The sequence below is a fragment of the Spirochaetota bacterium genome (assembly GCA_040756435.1).
Lineage (GTDB): Bacteria > Spirochaetota > UBA4802 > UBA4802 > UB4802 > UBA4802.
Window position 1 is genome coordinate 1 of the sequence record JBFLZD010000026.1, and the last position, 12,615, is coordinate 12,615.

Sequence of the window (12,615 nt, forward strand, 5' to 3'; positions counted from 1 at the left end):
GTATCAACAAGGTGGAAAAAATAATCTTGAAAAGGCGCTGGCTGAATTTAGGGTTATTAATAATAAATATCCTGATTACATTCAGGTAGCAATAATTATTAACAAAATTGAATCACAATTGCGATTTGAAGTAACTGAAGAACGTGAAGCCAAAAAGCTGACACCCCGTCAGCAGGAACTTATACGTGAATACTATTTTAAAGGTATCAATTATTATAGTAATAATCAATTTGAACTTGCTATCACTGAATGGCGAAAGGTTTTAGCAATTGACCCTACTCATGAAAAAGCAAAGAATAATATCAAAAAGTGTTTAATATTACTGGGCAGGTAAACAATGGCTGAAGAAAAAAAGATCAAAAAAGAAAAAAAAGAACAAAAAGAAAATAAAAAAAATAAAGGTAAAAATTCCAAAGGCGAACAAAACGTAACATCATCAAAAGAAGTACGTTTTAGCCTCCGTTTAAAGTTTTCATTAGCAATTATTCTTTTGGCAAGCAGTATAATTGCTGTTATGACGTATTATTTTATACAGCAAGAATCTGAATTACTTCGTAAACAAATAATACAATTTGCTAATCGTGAAACTGAACGCCTGGCGGTTATTGCCAGAGAATCAATAAGTCAAAAAGATGAGTTACCTCTGGTTGGAGCTGTTCAGGATCTTAAAAATCTGGAATTTGTTCATTATATTTATGTATTAGATAACAATAAACGTATAATCCAGAATTTTGATCCTGAAAAAAACGGTACTATTCTTGATGATGATTTAACAAAAAAGGCTATAGATAATACCAATACAGAAAAACCAAAACTCGTGGTATATAAGGATGCAAAAACCGGGATTAATTTTTATGATTTATCTCTGCCACTTTTTCATACAGTACAAAAAGTGAGAATAGGAATAGTACGATTGGGTTTTAGTGAGGAAATTATTTTATCAGAAATCCGAAAAATGACAATCACAATTCTCTTAATAGGTGCATTTTTTATTGGACTTTCTGTAATAGGTTCAATTGTTCTAGCAAGTATAATTATTAAACCAATTAAAAAACTTACTGAAGGTGCAGTAATTATTGGTAATGGCAATCTTGATTATAAAATTGAGTTAGATAGTACTGACGAAATTGGCAAATTGGCTTCAGAATTTAATCAGATGACCGAGCGATTGAAGGTTGCTCAGAAGATGGAGATAGAAAGCCGTATTATGCAGGAGCAGATTGATTTAGCTCGTGAGATTCAGGAAGGGTTGAATCCAATGGGTTTTTACAATAAAAAGGGAATAGAGATTAAAGGATTCACCCGTGCAGCAAAAGGTGTTGGTGGTGATTATTTTGATTATATAGATATTGATCAATACAGGGTGGGGGCTCTAATAAGCGATGTCTCAGGGAAGGGGGTTCCTGCATCACTTGTTATGGTTATGATACGGACAGTGTTCGTTTCATACATAAGAAAAGGCGATGTTCAGTGTGCTGATGTTGTGAAAGCTATTAATGATTCCCTCAGTGCTGACTTTGCAGTGGATAAATTTGCAACTCTTTTTTTCATGATATATGACCGCTCCACTCACGAACTATCATTTTCAAATGCTGGGCATGGACCATTATTCTGCTATCGATCTGCTTTAGATGCTTGTACTTTAGCAAAATTGGATGGAGTGCCTATTGGTATAATGGAGGATGTTGATTATAAACAGGCAAAAGTGCCTTTAAATGTTGGAGATATTGTTGTACTTTATACAGATGGAGTTACAGAAATGCGTAATGCCAATAAAGAAGAATACGGGCAGAAGCGATTAAAAGATTTGATTGTTTCAAATAAACATCTCAATGCAAAGGAACTGGCTGAATTAATTGTACAGGATGTGGATAATTTCAGGGGGGAAGTACCCCCACATGATGACATGACACTACTTGTATTAAAAAGAACAGCTTAAATGATAAAATTACAGCAGATCCTCCTCACTTTCGTATATGGTAAAAAATTTATCTAAAGTTGCTAATTTTAATATATTTAGCACATCATCGTGAATATTCATCAATGCAAATTTACCATTGTGTGCTCTCATCTTTTTTTGGCCAGCAACAAGAGCACCAATACCTGAAGAATCCATATAATTAACATCTTTCAAATCTACAACAACACTTGAATATGAACCGTCAGTTACGCTAAATAATGCTTTTTTCAATTCACTGACATTATATAAGTCAACCTCACCGCTTACAGAAATTACTTTATGTTCACCAATATCCTTAAATTCTATTTCCATCGAGCTATCTCCCAAACTATTTTACATTAATGCAATTGATGTATATTATATGAAATTATAATTTTAATTTCAAGCATATTTTTTAGTTAACCGGTAAACTAAAATAAAATTTTACCCAACTGCCGTATTCTGACTCAGCCCAAATTCTTCCCTTATGTTTTTCAATTATTGACTTGCAAATATACAATCCTAATCCTGAACCTTTAATGCCTTCAGTTCCTTTTTGTTTTAGACGTGAAAACTTTTTAAATAGCTTGTCCATACCTTCAGGAGGAATACCAACACCTTCGTTAAAAACTGAAAATACATATTCGTTATTTGTTTGTTTTAATTCAATATTAATAGTGGTGTCAGCTTTACCGTATTTGATTGCATTATTAACAAAATTCGTAACAACAATTTTAAGCAAATTAGCATCAGCTTTTATTTTAGGTTTTACATCTATAGTAAGATTAAGTTTCATGTTCTTAATATTGTTTGCATGTTCAGGCATTTCTACTATTGGTTTAATAACATCCTCATAAAGGTCAATTTCCTGCTCAAAAGACTCTAAAGAATCAAGCTCCATTTTTGATAAATCTAAATAATTGCGAATAATATCCTCTAAATACTGGCAGTTGCGTAAAATTGTTTCAATAATTTTTTGCTGTTCAGGCGATAGATTACCAAAATAGCCTTTATACAGTGTTTCGGCAGTTGTATGAACTACCGAAACCGGGCTCTTTAATTCATGTGACACTATTGCCATCAAGTCAAGCATTGCAGCTTCGGCCTTATTCTGGCGGGCATTAATTGCATTATCCACAACATTCCGCAATTCATCTGGTGTAAAAGGTTTAGGAATATAATCAAAAGCGCCTAATTTCAATGCTTCTCTTGCAGTATCAACTGTTGCAAATCCAGTAAAGATTATGACGGTAACATCTGGCTGTTCTTTTCGTAATGTTTTTAATACCTCCATACCACCTAACTGTGGCATCTTTAAGTCCGTAATAACGATATCATATTTTTTAGATTTGGCTTTTTCAAGCCCTTCTAAGCCGTTTTGGGCGGTATCTATCTCTAAATCTTCTCTTTTTTTTAAAATCTTTTCGCAACTTTTTAGTATAATATCTTCATCATCAATAATCAGGATTTTAATTGTATTTGCCATAGTAATTAAAACACCATTAATCAAGATTTTATAATAATTTTATCTATTTACATTTAATACTTGTAAAGTGTCAAGTAAATAGAAGTTCATGCAGTATTTATTATATAATCCCATTTATGAACAAAATAATTATTGTGTTCGTCCAGGCATTAACAGGTACCTGGTTATTAAAATTACCTTTTTTGTATAAACAGCGTATCTATGAAGTGGGATAGATCCAGGAAGTTTTTAACTTCACGCATTTCAGTACAATGGGGGATATAAATACTTGCTATACTATCACTCCAGTCCCATAAATGTTTTCTGTCGGGGTTAAGCCAGTAAATATTGCGTGATCGCTCTTTGATTTTGATAAAAGAATCCAGGCCAGGATCCTGATTATTATTTCGTGCATCTCCAAGAATTAATACTGTTGTCTTGCTTGTTAAGGCATCACTGTAATTCTGAATGAACTGGTTAAAGCTGTTTCCATAATTGCTTCCCCAGCCATACGTGAAATTGGTGTCGTTAAAAATTGAATTCAAAGCCCTTTCAGGATCCATTTCCCTGAATAAATCAGTGATTTCCACCAGGTTGCTGATAAATGCAAACGACCGCACTTTTGCAAATAAAGACTGCAACGTATACGTGAGCAGCAACATAAATCGTGAATACTGGTTAACCGAACTGGAAATATCACACATAACAACAAGCTGGGGCCTGTCAACCTTGCGGTCTCTGTGGAAAATCTTAAAAGGTACTCCACCATATTGAAGATTACGGCGCAATGTCCTTTTAATATCAATCGAGCCCCGTTTTACTCGCTTTTTACGCAATGAAATTCTATTTTTCATCTTCTGGCCAAAGCGCTTGATAAGCTCACGCATTTCTTTGATTTCATCAGGTTTCAGTTGATAAATATATTTGTTCAAAAGATAATCTTCACGCTGTTTTATGGCACTGCCCATATTCCGCTCAAACATCCTTCGCCGGAGCAACCCCATAATAGCTTCAAATACCTGGGGCGATAGTTCCTGCTGGATGGAGTCGTCGGAGCCACCGGATGCATAGCGTGACCTTCTGTTGAAAAGCGATAATCCTATTGCACCACCAGCCTCTGATGATTGTATTTCATCGATAAGAATTTTGGTTAAATATTCATTGGATTTTTTGAAAAACGATTGTGGATGTGAATCAAGAAAATCATCTATAAGAGATTCTAATAAGGATTTCTCTTCCTGAGAAAAAATAAAATCCTCAGCATTAGTATGTGAAGTATACACTTCCAGTAATGAATCATTGCCTTTTTTTCTCTGGAAAAATTCTTCAAAGCATTGATTGAATATGGGTATATCAGTATAATCCTTAACTAATGTGGTTGCAAGGGTTTGTTTAAAGATTTCTTTTTCTGCGATTGAAATTAAAGGTAGTGCTTGCATCATATCCATTATTTCAACAATGGATAGGTTAACGCCCGCTTTTTTTAATACTTCAGCAAACTCAAAGAAAACGCCTTTTGCTTTGTCTTCTTCACTAATAAATGCTTTATCATATAGCATGGTTTAATGTACTATAATGGTATTAATATTTTTCTTAACCAGTTCAATATCCTTTTCATATTTTAAGATAAAATTTAATGTGTCAATTGCAATATCACGGTTCAATACTTCACAACCAAGTAAAGCTAATGCTTTTGCCCAGTCTAATGTTTCGCTTATGCTTGGATCTTTCTTTAACGGGAGTTTTCGTATTTCATGAATTGTATTAATAATTTCTTTTATGAGATAATTGCCACATTCTGGTACTTTTAATTTTACTATCTGTTCTTCAAGTTCCTTTGTTGGATAGTCAATGTAAAGATGAAGACACCGCCGTTTAAGCGCATCAGACATTTCGCGGGCATTATTTGAGGTAAGAAGTACAAATGGCTTTTTATTAGCAGTAATGGTACCAATTTCAGGTATTGTAACCTGAAAATCGGAAAGCACCTCAAGTAAAAATGCTTCAAACTCTGAATCTGATTTATCAATTTCATCAATAAGCAATACCGAAGGTGTTTCATTAGTAATAGCTTTTAAGATGGGGCGTGCAACCAGAAATTTTTCAGAAAAGAATACGTCTTCTTCGGTTGACAATTTGTTCACAGCATCTTTTAATGTAGCCTGATCTTCTAGAATTTTTGATAATTTATCCTTGAGTATCTGGGTATACAAAAGCTGTTTTGCATATTCCCACTCATAGAGCGCTTTTGCCTCATCAAGGCCTTCATAGCATTGAAGGCGTATAAGCTCATATCCTAACGCCTGAGCAATACATTTTCCTAAATCAGTTTTGCCTACACCTGCAGGCCCTTCAACCAGAACTGGTTTTTCCATTTTTAACGCTAAATATATCGTAGTTGCTATTTCTTTAGAACAGATATACTTTTGCTTTTCTAACTCTTGAATTGTATCTTTTATTGAACCAAACATTATAAAGCCTTCTTTACACTGTTTTATGCCATTAATATGAGTATAGCGTAATTATCAAGAAAATTATATAAAAAATGGTAATATGAGTATGCACCACTATTTATATCTCAAAGAAAAGTGTACACCACGCCACAATAGGCATCGTGTTGCCAATATTTTTTATACTGAATTTAAAAGTATATGTTTACAATCGTATTTTGTTAAAAAGATTAAGATCGTTTATACGTAATTGGATGGGTTTGTTTAAGGAATCGGGATGTTCCATACAATAATTTGCAATCTTCTGTGTAATATTGAGAACACGTGCCACATCTCCTAATGTGTCAACATACTTATCAGAGAATGCATTTTCCAATTGTTCCCGAGAAAAATTCATTTGTAACGACAGCAATTCTTCTGCTTCGCGAAGAGTATGATCCTGATTTGGTAAGGGGATATTTTTGGAAAGATAGCACAAAAATGCAATATATGCTTCACCAATGAGTGAACGTTCAATTAGGCTCCACTTCTTTAATATTTTTCGTAGTTCTTTGTCCTTTACAGGTGAGATTTGTGAAGCATCGCAGGTAAAATCTGTAAGTGTTAAAGACGAATGTCTGATAGTTGGCAATATTGAAAGATTGATATCTTGCAATGCATTTTCAGGGAGGCTTTTAACCGGTATATACATCATCTTAGTAAATTTATCTTCGCCCGGCCTTCTGGCAGTAATTAATAGCATATCTGCATCTGAACCACCAGAGATATAGTTCTTTTTACCAGAAAGCACAAGTGTATTTGTATCCATATATCGGGCAATCATACGGTTACTATCTGGTTCGGTATGAGCCATAGCACCTATTGTAGCATTATCAATCTGAATTGTCCATGGCTGTAGCTGATTGATGTTGTAGATGATACATCGTATAAGCACAGATTGGACAATCCAGAGCAATGCAAATCCTAAATCTCCTGAATGTAGTGCAACGTTTGTTGAAGGCAATTCTTTGAAATCAAGAAGACAGTGTGTGGGTGGATAGTCACCAACAAATAAATTCCATGCATCGTTAAACAATGCATGGTTCTGTATACGGTTGGGATAGCTCTGTTCCAGTTTTTGTAGGGTACTATCGCTCATATTATTTTCTTTTTTGCTTTAATAATGCTTCAATCTTTGTTTGTAAACCAAACAGGTTAATAAATCCGGTTGCATCACGGTGATCGTACAATGCACTTTCATCAAATGTTGCAATATCCGGCTCATACAAGGTAACAGGGGATTTGCGCCCTACCGCCATGCAGGTACCTTTAAACAACTTTACACGGACAGTACCGGTTACATTTTTTTGCGTTTCATTAATAAATGCATCTAAAGCTTCACGACGTTTGGTAAACCACTGACCATAATAAACCAGTTCGGCATATTCTATTGCCAGCCTGTCTTTTAAATGCTGGGTATCCCTGTCCAGTGTTATAGCTTCAAGATCGCGATGCGCTACATGTAACACTGTACCTGCGGGAGTTTCATATACACCGCGTGATTTAATGCCAACAAGCCTGTTTTCTACTATATCAATCCTGCCAACACCATTTTCGCCGGCAATTTTATTGAGCGTTTTCATTAAAACTACAGGATTCATGCGTTTGCCATCTATTGCAACTGGTATTCCCTGTTCAAATTCTATTTCAACATAGGTAGGTGTATCAGGTGCTTTTTCAGGTGATTTTGTTAATATGAACATACTTTCATCTGGTTCACGCCACGGATCTTCCAGTATCCCACCTTCATACGATATGTGAAGTATATTGCGGTCCATACTATATGGCTTATCTTTTGTTACAGGAACTGGTATATTATGTTTTTCGGCATAGTCAAAAAGGGATGAACGTGAAGTCAAATTCCATTCTCGCCATGGTGCAATGATCTTCAATTGTGGAGCCAGAGCCTTAAATGTCATTTCAAAGCGTACCTGATCATTGCCTTTCCCCGTTGCACCGTGACACACAGCATCAGCACCTTCTTTTAAGGCTATCTCTACCTGACGTTTAGCAATAACCGGGCGAGCAATAGATGTTCCAAGTAAGTATCTATTTTCATAAATGGCATTTGCCTTAATACATGGGAAGATAAAATCGCGCACAAATTCTTCTTTGAGGTCTTCAATATAACATTTTGAAGCACCGGTATTGATTGCCTTTTGTTCAAGTCCATCAAGTTCTTCTTCCTGGCCAACATCAGCAGCATAACAAATTACTTCACATTTATAGGTTTCAAGCAACCATTTTACAATGACGGAAGTATCAAGGCCACCTGAATATGCAAGTACAACTTTTTTAATACTCATAGCATATCCCTCAAATATAATTTATAATTAACTAATTTTGCAATTTGCAGTATTCTGATTTATAGTCAAGCGATTAATCTAATTTAATCTTATAGTATTTATTGTGTAAATTGATAGTATTGTTCCGCTTCAATGAAAACGGGAAAAAATAGGGTAAAAACTTGTTTAATCACTAACAACAACTTTATTGCGACCCTGGCTTTTTGCTTCATATAGCGCTTTGTCAGCATCACGTATGATATCTTCAATTGTTTGAGAATATTCTTTAATTTGTGAAACTCCCAAACTTAATGAAATTTTGAATTGATTGTTTTGTTTATCATGAAATGTAAGATCATTGATACATGACCTTATGCGTTCTGCTACATTTTGCGCAGCAATAATACTGGTTTCAGGAAGACATATAATAAATTCTTCTCCACCATACCGTGCAAATATATCTAAAGAACGTAATGATTCTGCAATGCTTTTTGCAATAGTTTTTAAAACATCATCTCCAATTGCATGGCCGTATGTATCATTAACTATTTTAAAATAGTCTATATCCATAATAATGATAGAAAGTGGGTTTTTATTTCTTTTTGCTCTATTAAATTCCCTCAAAGCTACTTCATTAAATTTTCTTCGGTTATAAATACCTGTTAATTCATCAGTTATTGCTAATTTTTGTAATTTCTCAGCCATCATTCTGTATTCAGTGATATCACGCAGTAAGAAAATATATCCCATGGATTTATTTTTTATTGATGTAAGCGGTATATTCTGTATATTATAAATTCTTTCATTAATTGTTGTTTCAGTAACTATCTGTAAATCCTGGTTATCATTTATTGATGAAGATAATTCATTCAATACATCTTTAATATTTTTACCAATAATAGATTCTTGGTTAGATAAGATATTTTCTGCACTGCGATTGTAATCAATAATTAATCCATTGTTATCAAGAACAAAAGCAGCATCATATATATTTTCAAATACTAAATCTCTTGCAATGGGTAGAATATCTATAAGATATTGCTTTTTTACACCAATATATAAAATAATTGCCATGATTGTAAATGAAAACGGATTTATATCTAAAGGCCAGGTAATTATTCCAGAAAGATATATAAACATAGTAATCCACGGAATTAAAGTACTAAGAAAGATTATGACAGTTTGTTTTTTAAAACGCGAATGGCTTTTTATAAAAATTCTTAGAAAAATTATATTAGAAATTAACAAAGCAACATTATAATACACTATATGAACCCAGTACCAAATCCCCTTTTCAAAAGAAACTACTGGAAAAGGACCTGAGTAATCTATAAATGGATTTTTATGCAGTAAATTGTGATAGGGATCAGTTAGTACTACTATAAAAGTAATTATTGGAATCACGTAAATGAAAAATTTTAAATATAAAGGGATTCTATCAATATCAGTTAAATACGATAAAGCTAATAAGATTAAAAATGCAGGTAAAAATGAAATACCAATATATTCAAAGATCAGTGATATATGCACCCATTGTAAGGTTTGTCCCTGGATTTCTATAGTATAACCAATAGTATATATTGCAAATGCTAATAAAAGTAACAATAAATATTTTCTTTCTTTAACTTTCTTACGGATGATAATTATCATACACAGCGATAGTAATATTGCTGATGATAAAAATAACAAAGATGAAACTAATATTTTTGCCGTCATAAAATTCATTATTACATTTATTTTAATAATTAGAAAATGTGTACATATTTATTTGTCAAATAATAATTTGTCATGTGTATCGGTGTATTTGTAAATATTACAATAAATTTTGAAAATTAGTCTATTAAAAAAATTGTATATTAAAACCCTAAACTCAATTGACAATACATTCATTATCAATATTCTTGACAGTAATACTACTGATATTTGGTGTAATGGAGAAAAACAACCAAGTTAGTAAATCCTCCAAAAAACATACTGGAGGATTAAATGAGCAAGAAGAAGAGAAGGCTCTTTAGCACTGAGGAAAATTTTAATACCGTCAAGCAGGTACTTGGCAAAGCAAAGACAGTTACATAGATAAGTGAAGAATATGGCATTCATCCAAATTTGTACTATCGCTGGCAGGGTGAATTTTTTGAAGCAGCCCTTAATGGTTTTAAATGATTGAAGCAAGACAGTAATTATTTTTGTAATACAATGAGCAATTTTAGTGCACGTTAAACTTATGGACTATTTTTTATTGACACAAAAAATTTTTTATATCATTATGGTATAATAATTTTATTTACAATTCATCATTTTAACACTATAGAGCTTGTCTTAGAGTATTTTATATAGATTTCTGCACCTCATACACATTACTCACCTCTATAATGATAATTATGATGATTTACAAATAGTAAATATTGTATGAATTACAAATTCAAAATTTTAATTAATACTTTAATGTTTGTACTCATTATCGAAGTATTCTCCTCCTCATATGAATTATTAACCATATCATTTTATATGCCAGTATCAACTAATAATGATGGTTTGGTATCAGAAAATATACATATATTTAATCAATTATTAACCAATTTAAAAAATAAACATAAAATAAATGTTAATGATCGAAAAGAATTATCTAATATTTTAAATGATTTAGAAAAAGACATGGCCATCTACGATATGACCGTTATAAAGGATGCAAAGAAAATTGCCTCAGATTTTTTTATTACTGGTATTATCTATCATGAAAGTCATGTTAAAGTCCTCTTGCGAATTATCGAGGTAAAAACAGCAAAACTTATTGGAATAATAAATAAACAAATAATTGAGATTCCAAAAAGCGATTATGAAATTATTTCTGTTATTAATGAATACTCTAAAGTTAAACAATCAATCCATTCAATTATTTTTGCTCCATTTAAAGATAATAGTTACAAACGTGAATATAAAGGAAAAGAATTTATCTTTTATGATTTAATTGCTGATTCGCTAATTAAAAATAGCTCATTTGCAATTTCAGTTGTTGATAGAAGTGAGATATCACGAATATTATCTGAACAAAGCTTAAATCTTTCAGGTATTGATAGTTCTGATGATTATATTAAATCCCTCAGATTAACAGGGGCTGATTTAATAATATTTTGCTCTATTCAAAAGTCAGGAAATAAAATCAGAATTTCATCCAGGGCTATAAATCCTACAGATGGGTCTATAGCTTTTTCCATATTCAATGATTCATCTGTAGGAAATGAGGAAAAGTTATGTGTTGAAGTTGGAAAACAAATTTGTAATAAAATATATGAGGAAATACAACGATGAGAAAAATAATTATAATTTTTTTATCTATATTTTTAACACTCATATCGATAACACTTTTTGCGAATAAAAAAGATTCAATTATATTTCTTTCATATTATGTAAACTATAAAACAGGATATGTAATCGACTTTGAACCATGGTTTTATGCATATAATGCAAAATATAATCAATCAGATACTTCAAATGATTTTGTCATAGAAGCACAAAATGGCGAAGCATGGAGTTTTAGTAAAAGTTTCCTAACTAATGAAAGTTATGCAGTCAATGATATTCGCTTTATAATAGATGGGCTATGTAAAATGTTTCCTACAATGACTCAGGAACAGATTAAGCCTGTAGCTCAGACTTTTATAGATTATGGTCGAATACCTGAGAAAACAGAACCAGATATGCCTGATATGCTTGCATATCTGCAACCTCACCCACAGAATAAAAATTTTTTACAGGCTTTTACTTTTTTTAAGTCAGGAAACAAAGGGGTAATCATACAATCTATGGTGCTCGCTACCAAGGAGGCTTCAGATCAGCTGGCATCGATTATGTATAAATTTAGATTTCTTTCTACAAAGGAATATTCTATTAATGAAAATTCCTATAAACATAATTACTTTAAATTTCAATTCACTACTTCTAATGATTATGTTATAATCCCACAAAGTAGAGGTTTTGACAGGTTTTTTATGTTAAGTTCAATATATTCACCTCTGGATAGTGTAAAACCATTATTTGCTACTATCTACAAAGTGCAGGTTGATGAAACTCTTCCGGCTGAAGAACAGATTCAAGATATAGCTGAAGCTCATATAAGCAATACTCAAAAAGGACAAATTCAGAATTATTTTAATATGCTTTTGAGTATTATAAAAAAGCCTCAGATAATAAAAACAAATTATGGTAAGTCAAACGGTCTCAGGGCAATATATGCAGTTTCTGGGTTCAATCAGTTAGGTATAGTTTATGATTTAATAAAAGTTGGAAATAATTATATTCTTATAGTTGTCCAAATAAAAAATATAGATTCCAAAGAGATTAATAATTATGTTAATGAATTTACGAAAGGGTTAAAAGTTGAAATATGAAGTATTTGCGTATAATATCAATATTTTTTTCTATTTTATTTTATTGTAT

11 protein-coding genes are annotated in these 12,615 nt (G+C 32.2%); 4 read left to right on the top strand and 7 right to left on the bottom strand.

Going from position 1 to position 12,615, the window contains the following annotated elements; all coding sequences use genetic code 11:
• The coding region (locus tag AB1444_08760; GenBank protein MEW6526740.1) for a tetratricopeptide repeat protein at positions 1-334 on the top strand (334 nt) is incomplete at its 5' end.
• A 3-nt stretch (positions 335-337) separates the two neighbouring features.
• Entirely contained in the window at positions 338-1,939 is a 1,602-nt protein-coding gene (locus tag AB1444_08765) for a SpoIIE family protein phosphatase (GenBank protein ID MEW6526741.1), read from the top strand.
• Between the two features lie 9 nt (positions 1,940-1,948).
• Here the strand turns inward: AB1444_08765 and AB1444_08770 are convergent, their stop codons facing one another.
• The 7 genes from AB1444_08770 to AB1444_08800 form a co-directional block, all read right to left on the bottom strand.
• On the bottom strand, positions 1,949-2,272 hold the full coding sequence (locus AB1444_08770; protein MEW6526742.1) for an STAS domain-containing protein: 324 nt from the start codon (positions 2,270-2,272) through the stop codon (positions 1,949-1,951).
• 82 nt (positions 2,273-2,354) lie between these two features.
• Positions 2,355-3,425, bottom strand: a complete 1,071-nt coding sequence (locus AB1444_08775) for a response regulator (protein MEW6526743.1) — start codon at positions 3,423-3,425, stop codon at positions 2,355-2,357.
• Positions 3,426-3,598: 173 nt separating this feature from the next.
• On the bottom strand, positions 3,599-4,963 hold the full coding sequence (locus tag AB1444_08780; protein MEW6526744.1) for a VWA domain-containing protein: 1,365 nt from the start codon (positions 4,961-4,963) through the stop codon (positions 3,599-3,601).
• 3 nt (positions 4,964-4,966) lie between these two features.
• Positions 4,967-5,875, bottom strand: coding sequence for a MoxR family ATPase (locus AB1444_08785; GenBank protein ID MEW6526745.1), 909 nt, complete (start codon positions 5,873-5,875; stop codon positions 4,967-4,969).
• Positions 5,876-6,059: 184 nt separating this feature from the next.
• A complete protein-coding gene (locus AB1444_08790) occupies positions 6,060-6,992 on the bottom strand; it encodes a hypothetical protein (GenBank protein MEW6526746.1) in 933 nt (310 codons plus the stop codon).
• A 1-nt stretch (position 6,993) separates the two neighbouring features.
• Positions 6,994-8,199: an argininosuccinate synthase gene (locus AB1444_08795; protein ID MEW6526747.1), complete on the bottom strand. Its 1,206-nt coding sequence runs from the start codon at positions 8,197-8,199 to the stop codon at positions 6,994-6,996.
• A 165-nt stretch (positions 8,200-8,364) separates the two neighbouring features.
• Entirely contained in the window at positions 8,365-9,894 is a 1,530-nt protein-coding gene (locus tag AB1444_08800) for a diguanylate cyclase (GenBank protein MEW6526748.1), read from the bottom strand.
• Positions 9,895-10,686: 792 nt separating this feature from the next.
• On the opposite strand from AB1444_08800, the gene AB1444_08805 reads away from it, so the two are divergent.
• Together AB1444_08805 and AB1444_08810 are read left to right on the top strand one after the other, a co-directional pair.
• Positions 10,687-11,487 carry a hypothetical protein gene (locus tag AB1444_08805; protein ID MEW6526749.1) on the top strand — a complete coding sequence of 267 codons (801 nt, stop codon included), beginning with the start codon at positions 10,687-10,689 and terminating at the stop codon, positions 11,485-11,487.
• Entirely contained in the window at positions 11,484-12,566 is a 1,083-nt protein-coding gene (locus AB1444_08810; protein ID MEW6526750.1) for a hypothetical protein, read from the top strand. Before AB1444_08805 ends, AB1444_08810 begins: the two co-directional genes overlap by 4 nt.
• Positions 12,567-12,615: the final 49 nt, after the last annotated feature.